At 55.7% G+C, this 19,955-nt stretch carries 20 protein-coding genes and 1 tRNA gene; 10 read left to right on the top strand and 11 right to left on the bottom strand.

Annotation, left to right across the window (positions count from 1 at the left end):
- Positions 1-3: 3 nt before the first annotated feature.
- The 4 genes from rimK to MRBBS_RS04125 all read right to left on the bottom strand — a co-directional run bounded on the left by rimK (position 4) and on the right by MRBBS_RS04125 (position 3,266).
- A complete protein-coding gene (gene rimK / locus MRBBS_RS04140; protein WP_014870166.1) occupies positions 4-909 on the bottom strand; it encodes a 30S ribosomal protein S6--L-glutamate ligase in 906 nt (301 codons plus the stop codon).
- Entirely contained in the window at positions 906-1,412 is a 507-nt protein-coding gene (locus MRBBS_RS04135) for an ATP-dependent zinc protease (RefSeq protein ID WP_014870165.1), read from the bottom strand. The genes rimK and MRBBS_RS04135 overlap by 4 nt, the downstream gene beginning before the upstream one ends.
- Positions 1,393-2,280, bottom strand: coding sequence for a mechanosensitive ion channel family protein (locus tag MRBBS_RS04130; protein WP_014870164.1), 888 nt, complete (start codon positions 2,278-2,280; stop codon positions 1,393-1,395). Before MRBBS_RS04130 ends, MRBBS_RS04135 begins: the two co-directional genes overlap by 20 nt.
- A 119-nt stretch (positions 2,281-2,399) precedes the next feature.
- Entirely contained in the window at positions 2,400-3,266 is an 867-nt protein-coding gene (locus tag MRBBS_RS04125) for a hypothetical protein (RefSeq protein ID WP_014870163.1), read from the bottom strand.
- Between the two features lie 166 nt (positions 3,267-3,432).
- Between MRBBS_RS04125 and phrB the strand changes: the two genes are divergently transcribed.
- Positions 3,433-4,899 (top strand): deoxyribodipyrimidine photo-lyase, encoded by a 1,467-nt coding sequence (gene phrB, locus MRBBS_RS04120; protein WP_014870162.1) that lies wholly within the window; start codon positions 3,433-3,435, stop codon positions 4,897-4,899.
- A gap of 40 nt (positions 4,900-4,939) precedes the next feature.
- On the opposite strand, the gene MRBBS_RS04115 is transcribed toward phrB, so the two are convergent.
- From MRBBS_RS04115 to hemA, 4 genes are all read right to left on the bottom strand, one after another.
- Complete coding sequence (locus MRBBS_RS04115; RefSeq protein WP_014870161.1) at positions 4,940-5,689, bottom strand: molybdopterin-synthase adenylyltransferase MoeB; 750 nt, start codon at positions 5,687-5,689, stop codon at positions 4,940-4,942.
- A gap of 148 nt (positions 5,690-5,837) precedes the next feature.
- The gene (gene prmC, locus MRBBS_RS04110; protein WP_014870160.1) at positions 5,838-6,782 is read right to left on the bottom strand and encodes a peptide chain release factor N(5)-glutamine methyltransferase; all 945 of its coding nucleotides are present in this window, start codon (positions 6,780-6,782) and stop codon (positions 5,838-5,840) included.
- Entirely contained in the window at positions 6,772-7,860 is a 1,089-nt protein-coding gene (gene prfA, locus MRBBS_RS04105) for a peptide chain release factor 1 (protein ID WP_014870159.1), read from the bottom strand. The genes prmC and prfA overlap by 11 nt, the downstream gene beginning before the upstream one ends.
- Positions 7,857-9,146, bottom strand: coding sequence for a glutamyl-tRNA reductase (gene hemA / locus MRBBS_RS04100; protein ID WP_041635463.1), 1,290 nt, complete (start codon positions 9,144-9,146; stop codon positions 7,857-7,859). The genes prfA and hemA overlap by 4 nt, the downstream gene beginning before the upstream one ends.
- Positions 9,147-9,352: 206 nt before the next feature.
- Here hemA and MRBBS_RS04095 point away from each other — a divergent pair, with 206 nt between their 5' ends.
- The 8 genes from MRBBS_RS04095 (at position 9,353) to ychF (ending at position 16,631) form a co-directional block, all read left to right on the top strand.
- Positions 9,353-11,218 carry a tetratricopeptide repeat protein gene (locus MRBBS_RS04095; protein ID WP_014870156.1) on the top strand — a complete coding sequence of 622 codons (1,866 nt, stop codon included), beginning with the start codon at positions 9,353-9,355 and terminating at the stop codon, positions 11,216-11,218.
- A 26-nt stretch (positions 11,219-11,244) separates the two neighbouring features.
- Entirely contained in the window at positions 11,245-11,868 is a 624-nt protein-coding gene (gene lolB, locus MRBBS_RS04090) for a lipoprotein insertase outer membrane protein LolB (protein WP_041635462.1), read from the top strand.
- A gap of 125 nt (positions 11,869-11,993) precedes the next feature.
- A complete protein-coding gene (gene ispE, locus MRBBS_RS04085; protein ID WP_014870154.1) occupies positions 11,994-12,851 on the top strand; it encodes a 4-(cytidine 5'-diphospho)-2-C-methyl-D-erythritol kinase in 858 nt (285 codons plus the stop codon).
- A 22-nt stretch (positions 12,852-12,873) separates the two neighbouring features.
- A tRNA-Gln gene (locus MRBBS_RS04080) sits at positions 12,874-12,948 on the top strand.
- 52 nt (positions 12,949-13,000) lie between these two features.
- Complete coding sequence (locus MRBBS_RS04075; protein WP_041635461.1) at positions 13,001-13,951, top strand: ribose-phosphate diphosphokinase; 951 nt, start codon at positions 13,001-13,003, stop codon at positions 13,949-13,951.
- Between the two features lie 185 nt (positions 13,952-14,136).
- Positions 14,137-14,766 (top strand): 50S ribosomal protein L25/general stress protein Ctc, encoded by a 630-nt coding sequence (locus MRBBS_RS04070; protein WP_014870152.1) that lies wholly within the window; start codon positions 14,137-14,139, stop codon positions 14,764-14,766.
- A 21-nt stretch (positions 14,767-14,787) separates the two neighbouring features.
- On the top strand, positions 14,788-15,378 hold the full coding sequence (gene pth / locus MRBBS_RS04065) for an aminoacyl-tRNA hydrolase (protein WP_014870151.1): 591 nt from the start codon (positions 14,788-14,790) through the stop codon (positions 15,376-15,378).
- A gap of 161 nt (positions 15,379-15,539) precedes the next feature.
- Positions 15,540-16,631, top strand: coding sequence for a redox-regulated ATPase YchF (gene ychF / locus MRBBS_RS04060; protein WP_014870150.1), 1,092 nt, complete (start codon positions 15,540-15,542; stop codon positions 16,629-16,631).
- Positions 16,632-16,719: 88 nt separating this feature from the next.
- Here ychF and MRBBS_RS04055 read toward each other — a convergent pair whose 3' ends face one another.
- From MRBBS_RS04055 to puuE, 3 genes are read right to left on the bottom strand one after another with little or no spacing between them, the layout of a single operon-like run.
- Positions 16,720-17,220, bottom strand: coding sequence for an ureidoglycolate lyase (locus MRBBS_RS04055; protein WP_014870149.1), 501 nt, complete (start codon positions 17,218-17,220; stop codon positions 16,720-16,722).
- 33 nt (positions 17,221-17,253) lie between these two features.
- Entirely contained in the window at positions 17,254-18,102 is an 849-nt protein-coding gene (locus MRBBS_RS04050) for a bifunctional allantoicase/(S)-ureidoglycine aminohydrolase (protein ID WP_014870148.1), read from the bottom strand.
- Between the two features lie 22 nt (positions 18,103-18,124).
- Positions 18,125-19,042, bottom strand: a complete 918-nt coding sequence (puuE, locus tag MRBBS_RS04045; protein WP_201764341.1) for an allantoinase PuuE — start codon at positions 19,040-19,042, stop codon at positions 18,125-18,127.
- A gap of 169 nt (positions 19,043-19,211) precedes the next feature.
- Between puuE and MRBBS_RS04040 the strand changes: the two genes are divergently transcribed.
- On the top strand, positions 19,212-19,955 hold the full coding sequence (locus MRBBS_RS04040) for an aspartate/glutamate racemase family protein (protein WP_014870146.1): 744 nt from the start codon (positions 19,212-19,214) through the stop codon (positions 19,953-19,955).

Below are 19,955 nucleotides of genomic sequence, written 5' to 3'. Positions count from 1 at the left end.
CGGTTATCCTCTGCCCCGAGTTTGTGTGCGACTGGGGGCCTGGTTTTTTTCAATCCAGCTCATGATCAAACCGGCGACGTTTTTACCGGTGGCGTTTTCAATGCCCTCAAGCCCTGGCGAGGAGTTTACTTCCATCACCAACGGCCCACGGGACGAGCGCAACAGGTCTACACCCGCCACGTTCAGGCCCATGGCCTTGGCCGCGGTAATCGCGGTGCGGCGTTCGTCCGGCGTAATCCGAATCAACGAGGCGGTGCCGCCGCGGTGTAAATTAGAACGGAATTCACCGTCAGCACCCTGGCGTTTCATGGCGGCGATGACTTTGTCGCCTATGACAAAACAGCGAATGTCGGCGCCGCCGGCTTCCTTGATGAATTCCTGCACCAGTATGTCGGCTTTCAAGCCCATAAACGCTTCAATAACGCTTTCCGCAGCGGTGCGTGTTTCCGCCAGCACCACGCCAATGCCCTGGGTACCTTGCAGCAATTTGATAACCACCGGGGCGCCACCCACCATTTTTAGCAGATCAGGAACGCTATCGGGCTTGTTGGCAAAACCGGTTACGGGCATGCCAACGCCTTTGCGGGCTAACAACTGCAGCGAGCGCAGTTTGTCGCGGGAGCGGGTAATAGCGACCGATTCGTTGACTGGAAACGTGCCCATCATTTCAAACTGACGCAATACCGCTGTGCCGTAGAAGGTGACTGACGCACCGATACGCGGAATAACCACGTCAAAATCTTCCAGCACTTGCTGGTGATAATGAATCGCAGGATTTGCCGAGGTGATGTTCATGGAGCAGTGCAGGCAGTCAATGACACGCACCTCGTGGCCGCGGTTGACTCCTTCCTCCACCAGCCGGCGGGTGGAATACAATTTTCGGTTACGGGATAGCACGGCAATTTTCATGATTCGTTCCTCAATACCGGTTGCCCGGCCAGATAAGATGCTTCCGGGAAAACGGTGGCCCAGCCCGCCATAGCGGTACGGCCAATCAACATGCGAAAACGCATGGAGTCCCGGTTGGTCAGTGTCATTTCTATGGGCCAGCTTTGGTCGCCCACCACTAAGTTGGTTTCAACCACCAGCCGTAATTCTTTGTGGCCGCCAGAGTCGGACACGCTGCGTTCATCCAGCACCCGCGCGTCGCACTCAATCACCTCTTGCAGGTCATTCTGTGTCGGGTGCACCCAAAACTTTACCCGGCGCTCGCCATTTTCAGTGTAGGGCTCGGTGCGAAAGGTGTGCAGGCACGATGTACGCGCACCGGTGTCCACCTTGGCTTTAATCAGGCCAATGCCCAACTCGGGCAGAGCCACCCATTCGCGCCAACCCAGACGCACTTTTGAAAAATCGTCAGCGGTTGTGGAACCGTTAACGGGCGTTAAGCCGTCAGCTGTCTTTTTGGACATCTGGCTGTTCCTTGTCTGGCAAATTTTGCGGTGCCATCAGCTGCACACGGAAAGGTTCTGAATGGCTACCTGCGTATATGCTGGTGTGGGGAAAGGGGATTTCAACTTTTTCCCGGTCGAGCATTTTTTTAACTGCAATCATCATACTGCTGCGACTGGCCTCCAGTTTTTCCCTGGGCACCCAGAATGAAAACTGCACGTCTACCGACGACTGGCCAAACCCGGTCACCAACACGAATGGGTTCGGCTCTTTCAGGCAGGTTGGGTGCTTTTCCGCCAGCGCCAACAGCAGTTTTTCTACCCGTTCTACGTCTTCAGCGTAAGCAATGCCAACCGTCAGATCGAGCCGGCGAATGGGAAAGCGGAAACGGTTAACCACCTTGGTTTTGATCAGAGTTTCATTGGGAATGCGTACATACAGGTTGTCTGGCGTGCGCAGCTTTACGCTCAGCATGTCAATACTGACTACCTCGCCAACGGTGGCGTCGGCTTCGATTACGTCGCCAATTTCAAACGGCTTTTCCACCAGCAGAAACAATCCGCTGATCATGTTGGAAGCCGATGTTTGCGAGGCAAAACCGATGGCTACGGTTAAAATACCGGCTGCGCCCAGCACCACATCCAGCGAAAACCCCGCTTCACGCAGGGCGGCCACCGCAAAAATCACGACAATGACATAAAACACCAAGCGCTTTAGCATTACCGTGTGATGGCGCGAGGCACGTTTGGCCATAAATCGGCTGACACTGCGGGCTGCAAACGTAGCCAATAACAGGCCTAAGCCAAACAGGAACAGCGAACTGAACCATTGGCCCCAGGCAATGCCATCAACCACACTAGCAGCCATGTGTTTTAGTTGATCCAACACAGTACGTTTACTCCCGGCTTGTACCCATCAAATAGAAAGCCACTCGAACAGAAGGTCAGTCGAATAGAAGACCACGCAAACCCAAGGTCAATCAAATGGAAGATCAGCCAAATAAAAGGTCAACCGAATATCCGGTCCAGGGTGCGCACAAAGCGCCCGCGGCTGACTTGTTCCCGGGCCGGGCCCAGGGGCTCGCAGGGGCCGGCAGCCGGCGGAGGCGACGGGTCTACCCGCATGCTGGCGGCGTTCACATCGGTGTCTACTTCCACATTCACCCCCGGTGTCCACAGTTGGCCAAGGTGATTGCGGTGAATCGATAGCAGCTGGGTAGGCAGGTTGAAGCGCTCTACTAACAAAGGCTGCGGCCGCCGGTTGTGGATGTTAACCGGGGTAACAGCGCGCCAGGGGCGCTTGGGTACCGCGTCTAACGCCAGGCGGGCGTAGCTTTGGGCGGAATAACACAGTTCGCCTTCCATGGTGTTGCTACCGACCCATGTCAACGACGGTTCCGACAGCGGTATGCTTGCCACCAACACCTGTTTGGGGCCGATGCACACGTTCATCCAAAGGGCTGTGCCTACATAGATAACGCACTGCCCTTCGGCCGCTATGGTGAGCGGCTGGTAAGGCCGAATAACCGTTGGGCGGTCCGCCATGGCAGGAACATAGGTCACCATTTCTGCATCGCCGTTACGGATGAACCGCTGCACTGGAATGTCTGACGATGGCAGTGAGTGGCCAGTCACCAGTTTCCAGTCTTTAGGCACCTGCTGCTGTTCTTCCTGCTGGGAACGAATTTGCCATTCCATGTCCAGCAACGTCACCCAGATTTGCGAGTGGCCCAGGCTGTGGTGCTGGGTTTCACCGGATTTCAGGGTGTACGGGCTGGCCCACAGGCCGTCATCGTTGCTGGATTTCCAGCGTTGGTCAGCGGCTAGAGAATGCTGTGGAGAATGCTTTAAAGAGCACTCTGCGGGCTGTTTCATACGCCGGTTATCTTCCTGTTTTTTGAGCCGCCATGTTGCGCTCACTATAATCCAATACCACAATAGCAGCGAATAGAAAAACGCGTTGTTTTAGTCGCTACGCGCAGTGTAATTACCCGTACGGTTAGCTCTGAACAACCCTTTTAGCCAACACTCAGGAGACACCATGACTCAGCTAGTCTGGTTCCGTAACGACCTCAGAGCCGCCGACAATCCGGCCCTGGCTGCCGCCTGCCAGAGCGCTGCGCAATCATCTGGCAAGCCGGTTAAAGCCTGCTTTATTGTCACTACGGAGCAGTGGCTCAGCCACGACTGGTCGGCGGCCAAGGTGCACCTGATGCTAGATCACGCCGATGCGCTGGCACAGGAACTGGCAAAACTGGGCATTGCCCTGAGTTTTTTGCGCGCCGCAGACTTTGAGCAATCGCTGGGTACGCTGGAAGCGTTTTGCCGCGAGCACAAGATTAGCCAGGTTCATTTCAACGAAGAATACGGCGTGAACGAGCGCCGTCGCGACAAAGCCCTGAAGCCGCGGTTCGACACGCTTGGCGTTAAGGTCAGCAAGTACCGTGACCAGGCCGCGGTGCCGGTGGGCGAAGTACTGACCCAACAAAGCGAGCCTTATTCGGTGTTCACGCCATTTTCTCGGCGCTGGCGCAGTTGGCAGGAAGAACAGCAACCAGCGCTGCTTGCCGTGCCAAAAAAAATGGGCGAAGCGTTGGCCGGCGCCGACGTTAAAAACAGCAACAGCGTGATCCTGAAAAAAGAAGTGGATGCGATTTTTGGCGAGGCACCGCCGGCATTAGTAACCACAGGGGAGAACGCTGGCCACGATGCTCTACAGAATTTTTTGCAAGAGCGGGTGGGTGATTACAAAAAAGACCGCGACTTTCCCGCGATTAAGGGCACCAGCAAGTTGTCGCCTTACCTGGCTATAGGCGCGCTGTCTGGCCGCCAGTGTGTGCAGGCGGCGTGGCAACTGAAACAGTCTATGGGCGGCTCTTTTGGCACGGCGACCAACAACGAGGAAGGGTTTTTTACCTGGGTGACCGAGCTGGCCTGGCGCGACTTTTACATTCACATTCTTTACCACTGCCCGCGGGTGAGCATGCACCGGGCGTTCAAACCCGAAACCGAGGCCTTGCACTGGAACACCGCCGACGAGCATTTTGAAGCCTGGAAAAATGGTAGAACAGGCATACCGATGGTAGACGCCGCCATGCGTCAGCTCAATGCCACCGGCTGGATGCACAACCGGCTACGGATGGTGGCAGCGATGTTTTTGACCAAAAATCTGTTTATTGACTGGCGTCGGGGCGAGGCTTATTTCATGTCAAAGCTGGCGGATGGTTACCTGGCTTCGAACAACGGCGGCTGGCAGTGGAGCGCGTCTACCGGCACCGATTCGTCGCCCTACTTCCGGGTATTCAACCCGATGACCCAGGGCGAACGCTTTGACACAGACGGCGAATTTATCCGCCACTGGGTGCCAGAATTGGCGAAACTGGACAGCAAGCGGATTCACAACCCTGGTAAAGGCGGGGTGATTCCCGGGGGCTACCCCAAGCCCATTGTGGATTTAAAAGAAAGCCGGAAAGAGGCGATTGCGCGGTTTCAGGCGCTGAGGGACTGAATAGCCGGGAGCAGCCGGGGACAGACTTGAAGTCTGTCCCCTATTTGTTATTGCACACCGGGCAAGCCGGATCTTTGGCCAGCTTCATTTCGCGCCACTCCATGCTCCAGGCGTCGACAATTAACAGGCGGCCCACCAGAGTTTTACCCACACCGCTGATAACTTTTATCGCTTCCATCGCCTGGGCAGCGCCGATCATGCCAACCAGTGGTGCTATTACACCGGCTTCGGAGCAGGTCAGGTCCTCATTACCTTGTTCAGGATACAAGCAATGGTAACAAGGAGATTGTGGCTGGCGGCTGTCGTACACGCTGATTTGACCTTCGCCACGAATGGCCGCACCAGACACCAGCGGCACGCTGGCTTTCAAGCACGCTCGGTTCAGGGCAAAGCGGGTGTTGAAGTTGTCACAGCAATCCAACACCAGGCTTGCTTGTGTCACAGGGGCGTCAAAATCTTCGCCCTCCAGCCGCTGGCGAATCACGTCTACCGTTATTAATGGGTTTATACCGCGAATGCGATCGGCCAGGCGCTCGGCTTTGGATTCACCGAGCTGGGCGGTTTCAAAAGCGATTTGGCGCTGCAAATTGGCCACTTCGATATGATCGTCGTCTACCAGAGTCAGGTGACCCACCCCGGCCGCGCCAAGGTAAAGCGCCACGGGGCAGCCCAGCCCGCCGGAGCCAACTATTAAGACGCGCGCGGATTTCAGCGCCTGCTGGCCGGCAATGTCAAAGTTCGGCATTAGAATCTGGCGACTGTAACGTAACAGCTCGTCGTCACTTAGCATGGAGGGCTCCGTTGACAAATCGAGGACAGATTTGAAATCTGTCCTCTTGGGTGGGATGTCCAGGCAGACCGGGGACAGATTTGAAGTCTGTCCCCGGTCTTGGGAGAAAACGGAGACGGAAAGCGGGAACGGATTTGAAATCCGTCCCCTACCTGGCTTGGCCAAGAGTCATTCGGTCATTACCGCCGTAGTCTTTACGGCTATGTACCTGATCAAAGCCCTGTTGGTCTAGCAATCCCCGCACCGCCTGCGCCTGATCATAACCGTGTTCTAACAGCAACCATCCGCCAGCGTTCAGCCAACGTGGCGCAGCGGCCACAATATGGCGGATATCATCCAGGCCATCGGCACCCGATACCAGCGCAGAGGCTGGTTCGAAACGAACGTCACCTTCAATCAGATGATGATCAGTTTTGGCAATATAAGGCGGGTTAGACACGATCAAATCAAAGCCCTGATCACCACTTAAATCACGCTGTAAATCACAACGCTGATCGCCACGTCGGTTAGAACGTTGATCAAAACAGACAGCCGCAAGCTGGGCGAACCAGTGGCTTTTCACCACCTGAATTGGCAGATTCAGCGCCGCTGAGTTGCTCTGCGCCAAGGCGACGGCGGCATCTACAAAGTCACTGGCGGTTATGTCCCAATCAGGCCGCTCGCTGGCCAGCGCTAAGGCAATGGCGCCGGTACCTGTACCCAAATCCAAAACCCGTGCCTGGGCTGGCAGATTTAGGGTCAGCGCCTGCTCGACAACACATTCGGTATCGGGCCGTGGAATCAACGTGGCAGCGTTCACCTGCAACGGCAGTGACCAGAACTCTTGCTGCCCCAGCACGTAAGCAACGGGCTCACCCGCTGCGCGCTTGGCTACAAGCTGCTCAAAAGCGGCCGCCTGCACAAGGCTGACGTGTTGTTCGGGAAAAGCACGGAAGCGGGTTCGGGACCACCCGGTTACCTGGGCCAATAACAGCTCGGCGTCTAGCTGGGGCGAATCACTGCCGATGCGGCTCACAGCGGCGCGTAGCAACTCGTCACAGCGTAAAGTGACTGGGTCAAAGGTGCCCGGGTTGTCAGCAAAATCAGCGGTCATCGGCCAGCGCAGCCAACAGCTCGGCCTGGTGTTCTTGCAGCAATGGCTTGATCACCGAATCCAGATCGCCCGCAATCACTTCATCTAGCTTGTACAGGGTCAGGTTGATGCGATGATCGGTCACCCGGCTCTGGGGGAAGTTGTAGGTGCGAATGCGCTCGGAGCGGTCGCCGCTGCCCACCAGGCTTTTGCGGGTTTCGGCCATGCTCTGATGGGCGCGCTCGGTTTCAATATTCTGCAAGCGCGAAGCCAGCAGGCTCATGGCCTTGGCACGGTTTTTATGCTGCGAGCGCTCTTCCTGGCATTCCACCACCAAGCCACTTGGCAAGTGCGTAATGCGAATGGCGGAGTCGGTCTTGTTAACGTGCTGGCCGCCGGCACCAGAGGCGCGAAAGGTGTCTACCCGTAAGTCGCCCTTATTGATTTCTACCGCCTCGGCTTCGTCGGCTTCCGGCATAACAGCCACAGTGCAGGCCGAGGTGTGAATGCGGCCCTGGGATTCGGTTTCCGGTACCCTTTGTACGCGATGCACACCAGATTCAAACTTCAGCGTGCCGTACACGCCACTGCCAGCCACCCGCGCAATCACCTCTTTATAACCGCCGTGTTCGCCGTCGCTGGCGCTGAGAATTTCCACCTGCCAGCGCCGCCGTTCAGCAAAACGGCTGTACATGCGGAACAGGTCGCCGGCAAATATGGCGGCTTCGTCGCCGCCGGCGCCGGCGCGCACTTCCAAAAACACGTTTTTGCCGTCGTTCGGGTCTTTTGGCAGCATCAGGCCCTGCAGTTCTGCGTCCAGCTCTTCGCTGGATTGCTGGGCGGTGCGCAGCTCTTCTTCCGCCATTTCACGCATGTCAGCGTCGCCGTCTTTACACAGCTCTCGCGCTTCGTTGATGTCCACAAGGGAGTGCTGCCAGGCTTGGAAACACTGCACCACCGGCTCTATTTCGGCGTATTCGCGGGACAGCTCGCGAAATTTATTCTGATTGGCAATCACGCCGGCATCGCTGAGCAAGGCGCTGACTTCTTCAAAACGTTCAACAAGCTGTTCAAGGCGAGACTGAATAGACGGCTTCATAGTTTTCCAATGGGGGTCTTATGGTCGGTTTCTTCTGCATCAAGCTGGTGCAATTCCCGCAACCATTCGGTGACCTCGATGCGCCCGGCGGTGGTGGCCTTGCGTACCTGAATTGACGGCTGGTGTAGCAACTTGTTGGTAATACCACGAGCCAGGCTGCGCATCACGGTTTCCGGATCGGCGCCGTTGCGCAAAGAGCGAAGCGCTTTTTCAGTTTCCACGTCGCGCAGGTCTTCGGCTCGCTGGCGGAACTGCTTCAGGGTAAATACGGCGTCCAGTGCGCGCAGCTGGTTCAGAAATTCCTGCACACCCAGGTCAATCAGGTTTTCGGCTTCCCGGGCGGCGCCCTCGCGAGAGCGGATGTTCTCTTCAATCACATGGCGCAGGTCGTCAACGGTGTAAAGATACACGTCATCGAGCTCGGCCACTTCCGGTTCTATGTCCCGCGGAACAGCAATATCCACCATGAAAAAGGGCTGGTGTTTGCGCTTTTTCAGTGCCCGCTCCACGGTGCCTTTGCCCAGAACGGGCAGCGGGCTAGCGGTGGACGAAATGATAATGTCCACTTCGTGCAAATGTTCGGCGATGTCGGACAGCAATATGCCTTTACCACCGTGGACCTGCGCCAACGTTTGCGCCCGCTCCAGGGTACGGTTGGCTACCAGGAAATCTTTCACGCCGGCGTCTGCCAGGTGGCGGGCAACCAGCTCGATGGTTTTGCCGGCGCCGATCAGCAGAGCTTTGTTGCGCGACATATCGGCAAAAATGCGGTTAGCCATGCTCACCGCCGCGTAGGCGACAGAAACCGGGTTTTCGCCAATAGCGGTTTGGGTACGAACCCGTTTGGCTACCGAGAAGGTGTGTTCGAACAGGCGCGCCAGAAACGAGCCACAGGCTTTGTGCTCCTGCGCCAGGGCATAGGCATCTTTAAGCTGCCCCAGTATCTGCGGTTCGCCCAACACCATGGAATCCAGCCCGGCCGACACCCGCATAAGATGGCGTACTGCCTCGCTGTCATGATGGACGTAAATCACGTCTTCCAGGTCGCCGGCATCGACGTTGTGAAAACCGGCCAACCAGCGCAATATCAGCGGGGCACAATTTTCGTCAGCGGCGAGATAAATTTCGGTACGGTTACAGGTCGAAAGTATGGCCGCCTCGGTTGCTCCGGCAGCCGCGCGCAGCTCTGCAAAGGCCTCGGCCATGCGCTCAGGGGTAAACGCCACCCGTTCGCGGATTGCCACAGGCGCCGTGCGATGATTAATACCAAGCGTTACCAGTGCCATTTTGTGATTCAACAACCCTGCGCGCTTTGCGATTAATGAAATTTTAATATTACCGGTATTTTAACGTTCTGAAGGCCGCGCTGCCACCCATAAGCCTTGAGCTGCGGCAAGTGCGGACACGTTAGGCAACATCTGGCGGTTATGCCATTATACGGTTTTGGCGCTTCACATCGGGTTTTACGCCTGCTCAACATACGGAATTTTGCATGCAAACATTCTTTTTCGGGCTCTTTTACCGCGCAGTTGATGGCAATCGTCATTTCACTCGCCATCATAACCTTCATCGCGTTCTCGCCACCGGCTTGCTGGGCCTTGCGATTTCGGGATGCAGCAGCTTTTCGGGCTTTGATAACGTCAATCCAGACGTGATTGGCGCCGAATCGAATGCTTCTGCACCCAACGCCTCGCCTACCTCTGAGGCACCCGACTCTCCGCCGGTGTACGGGAATTTCGAGCCTGAAGTCCTGTACCTGCTGACCTCTGCAGAAATTGCCGCGCAGCGCGGTCGCTATGATATCACTTTGGGCCACTACGTGCGGGCCGCCCAGGTGTCCCGTGATGTCGGCGTTATTGAGCGGGCAACCCGCATCGCCCAATCCCTGAACAGCGAAAACACCCAGCAGGAGCTGGTGAAATTGTGGCTGGAAGTGGAACCCAACAGCATCGAAGCCCACCGCTCCGCCGCCATTCAGGCGGTAAAAAGTAATGACCTGGCACTGGCACTGGTGCACATGGAACGAATCATGGAACTCGGCGGTGACGCCGACTTTGACAGTCTGGCAGCCATGGCAGCCGGCCTCTCGGTTGAGCGGCAGCAGCAGTTGTTGACGCTGTATCTGGATTTGGCCGAGCGCCACAGCGACAATCCAGAGCTGGAGTACAGCATTGCCTTATTGATGAAAATACGCGATATGCCGCAGCCGGCATTGGCGCGACTGCAAACGCTGCTGGAAAAACACCCCACTTTCCAACCAGCCATCATTCTAAAAGGCGACCTACTGTACGGCAGCGACCAAAAACGCACTGCGCTTGACCACCTGATGACCAACACCCGGCGCTTCCCCGGAAATCAGAAAATGGGCGCTCTATACGGCCGTATGTTGGTTAATGAGGGCGAACTGCAAGCCGCGCAAGACGAATTTGAGCGGCTGGTTAAGCGCTACCCGGACATGTCTGAATTGCGCCTGTCCCACGCGCTGGTGGCGATTGAAAACCAGCAGGGTGACATCGCCCGCAAAGAGCTGACCTTTTTGCTAAACCGAGGCCAGCAAGCTGCTGAAGCCAATTATTATTTGGGCCGCCTGGCAGACAAAGAAAACCGCTCTATACAGGCGATCAACTTCTACCAGGCTGTAAGCGAGGGCGTCTATTACCTGCCCGCCCAAGCCAGAGCCAGCACCTTGTTGGCTGAAACCGGCAAACTCGAGCAAGCGGTTAATGCCATTCAGCAATTACGCCAAACCAACCCCGGGCGCTCCGAAGCACTGTGGATGATTGAAATCAACCTGCTGCTGAATCAGGGCCAGCAACAGCAGGCCGCCGAAGCCATTGAGCAGGCGCTACTGCAACACCCGGACAATATCCAGATTCGTTACGCCCGCGCCATGATGATGGACAGCCAGGGAAACACCGCCGAAGCAGTGCAAGACTTGGAGCAGATTGTGCGCGACGACGCCGACAACGCGGTGGCCTTGAACGCTCTTGGGTACATTCTGACCATTCGCACTGAGCGTCTTTTTGAGGCCCGGCAGTTGATTGGGCGAGCGCTGGAGTTGGAACCCGAAAACCCGGCCATTCTCGACAGCATGGGCTGGCTACTGTACCGCGAAGGCAAATTGCAACAGGCTCTGGATTACCTGTCCCGCGCGTGGGCCGCCTTCCCAGACCCTGAAGTAGCCGCGCATTACGGCGAAGTCTTGTGGATGACGGGCGCCGACGAGCAGGCGCGCATTATCTGGGAGCAGGGACTAAAACAGGACCCCCAGCACGAAGTGTTGCTGGAAACCATTGAGCGGGTAGGCACACAGCCGGCATCAAGTACCGACGCTGTTGAAGTTACGGCTGGCGAGTAACCGTGTTTTTTTCAACCTTGACCAAGGTGAGACTGCGCCACGCTGCTTTAATGTTTCTGCTGGCTACGCTAAGCGGCTGCAGCACGATAACTCTGGAGCCCTTACCAGAAGGTCTGACCGACCAGCCGCCCGCATCCTGGGCAGACACAGTCCGCCAGCGGCAGAATCTTGACCACTGGAAACTGACCGGCAAGCTCGCCGTTAAGCAACCTTCTGACAGCGGCAGCGCGCTGATCACCCAATGGGTACAGCACAACGAAGACTATGATCTGACCCTGTCTTCGGCCTTTCTGGGCATGGGCCGCACCCGACTGAAAGGCTCACCCGACTTTATTGAACTGACACTGGCCGACGGCGAGCGTTACCAATCCTCTGAGCCAGACGAACTGGTACTAGCAGCGACGGGCTGGCGCCTGCCATTGAACCAGCTGACCTGGTGGGTGCGGGGCTTAACCGCGCCCGATAGCGACTACCGCCTGCTGTTCGACAGCACCGGGGAACTGGTGGCTATTCGCCAGAGCGGCTGGCATATTCAATACGACCGCTGGCACAGCGCAAGCCCCGAACTGCCGGCACTGCCCGCCCGCATCACTGCCACCAAGGGCGAGAAACGCGTGCGCATGGCCATTACTGACTGGCAGCCTCTTTAGCCCTGACGACAGCTCTCGGTTCAAGTTCCAAGGCAACTTTTAAGGCAACTTTTAAGGCAACTTTTAAGGCAACTCTGACAGAAATTCTGACATAAACTATGACGGCAACAATAGCGGCCCTCACTATGACCACAATCACCCTGCCGGCGCCGGCAAAGATTAATCTTTTCTTGCACATCAATGGCCGCCGCGCTGACGGTTACCACCTGATTCAAACCCTGTTCCAGTTTCTGGACTATGGCGATGAACTGACCTTTGAGCTGACTCCCGGTAAGCCCGGCGTGCGCCTGGCGCAATCGATGCCCGGGGTAGCCGATGCCGACAACCTGATCATTAAGGCTGCTCACGCATTGGCCGGGGATGCGCTGGCGCAGCTGTCCGGTGTTACCATCAGTATTTGTAAAAAACTGCCCATGGGCGGTGGCTTGGGCGGCGGTAGTTCTAACGCCGCAACCACTCTGCTGGCGTTGAATTACCTGTGGCAGCTTGGCCATGACGAAGACGCTCTGGCAGAACTGGGCCTGAATTTGGGCGCCGATGTACCGGTTTTTGTGCGCGGCCACGCAGCCATCGGCGAAGGCGTCGGTGAACAGCTCACACCCGCAAACCCACCACAAGACTGGTTTGTGGTGCTAAAACCCGAATGTAATATTCAAACCACCAAGATTTTTTCGGCAAAAGGGTTGACAAGAAACACTCCAAAAATGACAATGGCGCCCGCTTTTGAGGGAGACGCCTCGGGGTACAAAAACGACTGTGAAGCAACGGTTCGGAAACTGTATCCTGACGTCGCTGAAAGTCTAGATTGGCTTTCACAATTCGGACCTGCGAGATTAACTGGAACAGGGGCTTGCATTTTCGGACGTTTCCCGACAGAATCCGCAGCCCGGATCATCTGGGAAAGTAGACCCTCTGGCATCAAGGGGTTCGTAGCTAGAGGGGTGAATCATTCACCTCTACACCAGAAACTAGCAGAGCTATAATGATGCCAAATAAGCACGACACTGGGGTGTCGCCAAGTGGTAAGGCAACGGGTTTTGATCCCGTCATGCGCAGGTTCGAATCCTGCCACCCCAGCCATCTTTCTTCTGCTTCTTCTGAATCACACGCCGATACCGAGAAGGATGCTATTGTGTCCAAGTTAATGATTTTTGCCGGCAACGCCAATCCTGACCTTGCCCACGCAATTTCCAAGCAACTCCATATTCCAGTTGGCAACGCAACAGTCGGATGTTTTAGCGATGGTGAAACCACCGTTGAAATTAACGAAAATGTGCGCGGCCACGATGTTTTTATCATTCAGCCTACGTGCCATCCCACCAATGATAATTTAATGGAACTGATTGTGATGGCCGACGCCCTGCGCCGAGCTTCTGCATCACGCATCACCGCGGTTATCCCCTATTACGGCTACGCTCGTCAGGATCGTCGGGTTCGTTCCAGCCGAGTCGCCATCAGCGCCAAAGTGGTTGCTGACATGATTTCCAGCATTGGTGTAGATCGGGTACTGACCGTAGACTTACACGCCGATCAGATTCAAGGCTTCTTTGATATTCCGGTGGACAATATTTACGCCACACCGGTACTGATTGAAGATATTGAAAAGCAGCGTTTTGAAAATTTTGTCGTGGTATCGCCCGACGTTGGCGGTGTTGTGCGGGCCCGCGCCGTGGCAAAGCGCCTGGATGACGCAGACCTTGCGATCATCGACAAGCGCCGCCCCAAGGCTAATGTGTCCCAGGTTATGCACATTATTGGTGATGTACGCGGCAAAGTTTGTATTCTGGTTGACGACATTGTTGATACCGCCGGCACGCTGTGCAAAGCCGCCGAAGCCTTGAAAAAGCACGGAGCATCGCGGGTTGTGGCCTACATTACCCACCCGGTTCTTTCTGGCAAAGCCATCGACAACATTAACAACTCCGAACTGGACGAGCTGGTGGTGTGCGACACCATTCCGCTGGGTGACAAAGCCCGGCAGTGTGCTAGAATCCGCCCCCTCAGTATGGCAGGTTTGCTTGCGGAATCTATTCGCCGCGTTAGCAACGAAGAATCTATCAGCGCCATGTTCGAGAATGTCTAAGCCGATCTAATTTTGAACCGTTCTGAGTAATCGGAGCTGTTCAAAATAGACCGCAAAAGCAAATACCGGTACGGGAGCCACAACGGCTCCCGTACCTTTTCATAGCTGGCACCGCCGGCTTTTTAAAACCTCATTTGTAAAGAGCCTGGTCGCGGGCCGTGCAGATGACGATAAGGATACATACCATGTCTCAGGACTTTGTAATTGAAGCATTTCCTCGTGACGACCAGGGGAGAGGTGCGAGCCGCCGCCTGCGTCGCGAAGAGCGTAAAATCCCGGCCATCATCTACGGTGGTCATAAAGAGGCTGTGCCCATCTCCATCTGGCACAACGAGCTGAAAAAAGCATTGGAAAACGAAGCTTTTTACTCCCGCGTTCTGACCATTGAACTGAACGGCAAAAAAGAAAGCGTTATCCTGAAGGATCTGCAGCGTCACCCGTACAAGCCGCTGCTGAGCCACGCTGACTTCCAGCGCATTAACAAAGACGAAGAAATCTTCGTTCACGTACCGCTGCACTTGGTGAACGAAGAAACTGCTCCAGCCATCAAGACCTTTGGCGGCGTTGCTTTCCGTCTGATGACCCAAGTAGAAGTAGCTTGCTTGCCGCAAAACCTGCCAGAGTTCATCGAAATCGACCTGTTTGACGTCGAGATGGATGGCATTGTGCACATGAGCGACCTGAAGCTTCCAGAAGGTGTTCGTATTCCTGCACTGCAGCACGGTGCTGAGCACGACCAGGCTATTGTTACCATCAATAAGCCTAAAGGTGTTAAGACTGACGCCGCTGAAGATGAAGGCGAAGACAAGGAGTAATTGCTCCGGAGGCGACGGCAGATGGCACAGGATATTGTCATGGTGGTTGGACTGGGTAACCCCGGTGCCGATTACGAGAATACCCGCCATAATGCCGGCGCCCTCTTCGTTGAGGCACTGGCCCGCGATGCGGGCCAGTCGCTTCGTCTCGAAAAGAAATACCACGGCCTATACGCCCGTATTCAATGGCAAGGTTTGGAACTGCATTTGCTGAATCCCTTAACGTTCATGAATCGCAGCGGATTGTCGGTAAAAGCGCTGGCAGACTTTTTCAAGATATCCCCCGAACAGATTCTGATCGCCCACGACGAACTTGATTTGCCCCCGGGCACCGCAAAACTGAAAAAAGGCGGCGGCCACGGCGGTCATAATGGTTTGCGCGACAGCGCTGCACACCTTGGCACCAACGATTTCCAGCGCCTGCGACTGGGCATTGGCCACCCCGGTGAAGCCCGCCAAGTGACCGGCTATGTATTGGGACGCCTGGGCAAAAGGGAAGCCGAAGCGCTAACGGCGGTATTCGATGAAACCATGCGCGTATTGCCAGACGCTGCCAACGGCAACATGGCTGCGGCCATGAACCGCCTGCACGGCTTTGATGCCAACGCCTGACACACGCTTAAACCAGAGACAGATTTAAAATCTGTCTCTCAGCAAAACCCGGGAAAACGGGGACAGATTTTACTTTTACCCGCCGATTTCCCTTACTCGCGCCCGTTGACCGGTACCGGTATAATCCGCGACACATTTTTCAGCAGAATCAGAGGCACTCCATGGGATTTAACTGCGGCATCGTCGGCCTTCCCAACGTCGGCAAATCTACCTTGTTCAACGCACTGACCAAAGCAGGCATTGGCGCAGAAAACTTTCCGTTCTGCACCATCGAGCCCAACGCCGGCGTAGTGGCCATGCCCGACCCACGCCTGACCAAGCTGGCTGAAATTGTTAAGCCCCAGCGTGTTGTGCCAACCACCATGGAGTTTGTGGACATTGCCGGGCTAGTAGCAGGCGCCTCCAAGGGCGAAGGCCTGGGCAACCAGTTTCTGGCCAACATCCGCCAGACCGAAGCCATTGCCCACGTAGTGCGTTGTTTTGACGACAGCAACGTTATTCATGTGTCGAACAAGATAGACCCGGCAGACGACATAGAGGTGATCAACACCGAACTGGCGCTGGCCGACATGGACACCGTGGAAAAAGCCATCAGGCGGGTACAACGAATCGCCAAAGGTGGCGATAAAGAGGCCAAGGCCCAGCTGGATATTTTTGAACGCTTGCTACCGGTTCTGAACGAAGGCAAACCAGTGCGCGGCATGGGCCTGAATAAAGACGAGTTACTGCTGATTCGAGAGCTGTGCCTGTTGACCATCAAGCCCACCATGTATATCGCCAATGTGGCCGAAGACGGCTTCGAGAACAACCCATACTTGGATACCGTGCGCGAAATCGCCGCTGCTGAAAACGCCGTGGTGGTGCCCATCTGTAACAAGATTGAAGCAGAAATCTCCGAACTGGAGGACGACGAAAAAAGCATGTTCCTGGACGAAATGGGCATGGGAGAACCCGGCCTGGACCGCGTGATTCGCGCCGGCTACGGCTTGCTTGGATTGCAGACCTACTTCACTGCGGGAGTGAAAGAAGTGCGCGCCTGGACCGTAAAAATTGGTGCCACTGCGCCTCAGGCGGCTGCCGTAATTCACACCGATTTCGAACGTGGCTTTATTCGTGCCGAGGTGATTGGCTACGAAGACTTCATCCAGTTTAAAGGTGAAGCGGGCGCCAAAGACGCCGGAAAGTGGCGCTTGGAAGGCAAAGAATACATCGTGAAAAACGGCGACGTAGTGCACTTCCGCTTTAATGTCTGATTAAGACTTCTGACCTTGAAGGGTCTCAGACAACAAAAAACCTTGTGATATACTCCACATCACAAGGTTTTTTTGCACGATATCCCGACTATTCCAGAACCACCCGCAGCGCCAGTGGATGCTCCTCGCAGTTGTGCCCCACGCCGCCGCGATCCACCACCAGAAACTCGCCCTCGCGGTCAAGTACTGACTGAATGGCGTGCCAAGTGCCAGCGCGATAATTGACGCCCTGTCGGCCATCGGTCACGAAAGCCCGCACCTGATCTGGATCGATAACGTCTCCGGCCGGGGCCACCACAACCACAAAGCGCTCGCCATGCAAGGGCAAAAAAGCCTGACTGCCCAGCGAATGACGCTCAAGAAAGGCCAACTCCAATGGCATTTGCACTGGCTGGCTGACGAAGATACTGATCAGCGTTCTTGCTTCTTCGCCCAAGGTTTCGACCTTGGCCAGGTCATGGTAACGGCGGGTGCGCCCGTCGTTAATCATGAAAAATGAAGCGCTGCGGTGATCAATCACCTCGCCAAAGGCAACAAAAGCCTCGGGAGTCAGCGGCTCGGCTGTTAATTGTAATAACTGCTCACTCATCTGCATACTCCTGCTCGCTGTTACAAATTCTGCTTAACGACCGTAAGCCGGCAGTTTCATGTGCCGGTTCACGTCCTTGTACAACAGATAGCGGAACGGACCCGGGCCACCGGCATAGCAAGCCTGCGGGCAGAAGGCGCGCAACCACATGTAGTCGCCGGCCTCTACTTCGACCCAATCCTTGTTCAGCAAGTAAACAGCCTTACCTTCGAGCACATACAGGCCGTGCTCCATAACATGCGTTTCGGCAAATGGGATTACGCCACCGGGTAGAAAGTTGACGATATTCACATGCATGTCATAGCGCATGTCCTGGGTATCAACAAAGCGGGTGGTGCTCCAACAACCATTTGTATTGGGCATTACCAGCGGGTCAACCACTGTTTCGTTGGTAACGAAGGCTTCTGGCATTTCGATACCCTCAACCTTCTCATAAGCTTTTCGAATCCAATGAAAGCGCACAATCTCGCCCGAGTTATTGTGCAGAACCCAATCGCTGCCCGGTGGAATGAACGCGTAGCCACCCGGCGCCATGTTGTGCTCTTTGCCGCTCAAGGTCAGGGTCAGCTCACCCTCGACAACGAACAGCACAGCTTCAGCACCCGGGTCAGTTTCCGGCCGGTCGCTCCCACCACCCGGCTGTACTTCCATGATGTACTGCGAAAAGGTTTCGGCAAAGCCGGTTAATGGCCGTGACAGCACCCACAAGCGAGTACCGGTCCAGAATGGCAAATGGCTGGTGACGATGTCACGCATCACACCCTTCGGAATCACGGCGTAGGCCTCGGTGAACACCGCGCGGTCTGTCAGCAGTTGCGTTTGTGGCGGGTGCCCGCCGGTGGGCGCGTAATAGGTTTTTGGTTCGTTCGGACGCTGGGCCATGGTGGCTCCTATAGGGAAAGACTTATACAGGATGGTGTTCGGCCCAGTGACGGGCTATGTCGATACGGCGAGTCACCCAGACGCGGTCATGGGCCTCGATGTAGTCTAGAAAACGCTGCAACCCACGAAACCTGCCAGGGCGGCCAATGACACGACAATGCAGACCCACCGAGAGCATTTTTGGCTGATCGCTGCCTTCGGCATAAAGCACGTCGAAAGCATCTTTCAAATAGCTGAAGAAGTGATCGCCGGTGTTGAAACCCTGCGGTGAGGCAAAACGCATGTCGTTGGTGTCCAGAGTGTAGGGCACTATCAGGTGGTTGTGATACTCGCCCTTGCTGTCGGCAGCACGGGTCCAGAATGGCAGGTCGTCGCCATAATAGTCGCTGTCATACACAAAGCTGCCTTCGTCCAGAAGCAGACGACGAGTATTGGGGCTGTCGCGACCGGTGTACCAGCCCTGCGGCTTCTCGCCGTATAGGCGCTGAAAAATTTCCACTGCGCGCTGCATATGCTCGCGCTCAATCGCCTCGGGCATATCCTGGTAGTGAAGCCAGCGCCAGCCGTGACAGGCAATTTCGTGCCCCAGCTCCTTGAATGCCGCAGCCACGTCAGGATGCCGTTCCAGTGCCATGGCCACACCAAAAACCGTCAGCGGCAAGCCACGTGTTTCAAACTCCTTAAGAATACGCCAAACACCGGCGCGGGAGCCGTACTCGTATATAGATTCCATGCTCATGTGCCGGTCCGGGAACGACTCGGCACCGACGATTTCAGAGAGGAATCGCTCGGAGTGACTGTCACCATGCAGGACACAGTTCTCCCCACCCTCCTCGTAGTTGAGCACGAACTGAACGGCGATACGGGCCTTACCCGGCCATTTGGCGTGCGGCGGGTTCCTACCGTAACCGACAAGATCCCGCGGATAAATGGCGCTGATGCCCATGGCTGCATAACCTTTTGTGCGTGTTAGAGAAGAGCGTCGTGGCATAAAATGCCTGCCAATCATTCACCTTGATGGCCCAGTCTGTATTATGGGTTTTTGACAATATTAATTGTATACAATTATACTAAAATTTTGTGTACAAATACTTACATAGGTCCTCGAAATGCACATTCGCGTCATTAATCCGAACACCACTCAAGCCATGACAGACACAATAGGTACAGCAGCACGGGCTGTCGCCTCACCCGGCACACGCATTACGGCCAGCCAACCGGACAGCGGCCCGATCTCTATCGAAAGCCATTTCGATGAAGCCGTGAGTGTTATAGGCGTTATAGAAGAAGTGCTCGCCGGTGAGCGCGAGGGTACCGACGCTTACGTGATTGCCTGCTTTGGCGACCCCGGTATCTATGTCGCGCGTGAGCTGACCCGCGCACCCGTGATTGGTATTGCCGAGGCCGCTTTTCACATGGCAAGCCTGATCAGCACACGTTTTTCCATCGTCACCACATTGCCCCGCACCATGATCATTGCCGAGCATCTGCTGGAAAGTTATGGATTCAGTCACAACTGCCGGCGCATCCGCGCGGCAGACATCCCAGTGCTGGAACTGGAGGACAACCCAGATTTGGCACTGCAATTGATCATCGAAGAATGTCTGCGAGCCAAGCATGAGGACAACATCGGCGCCATCGTGCTGGGCTGCGGCGGCATGGCCGATCTAACCCCACAAATTACCGAAGCGGTCGGGCTGCCGATCGTCGAAGGCGTCACTGCCGCCATCAAACTCGCTGAGGCCTTGGTCGGCCTGGGCTTGGGCACTAGCAAATATGGCGACCTGGCCTTCCCTCTAGCCAAGCCTTTTGTCGGGCGTTTTAAGAGCTACTCAAATCTGACATCGGAATAA

The sequence above is a fragment of the Marinobacter sp. BSs20148 genome, from assembly GCF_000283275.1.
Taxonomy (GTDB): Bacteria; Pseudomonadota; Gammaproteobacteria; order Pseudomonadales; family Oleiphilaceae; genus Marinobacter; species Marinobacter psychrophilus.
This window is presented reverse-complemented; position numbering and strand designations above follow the sequence as displayed.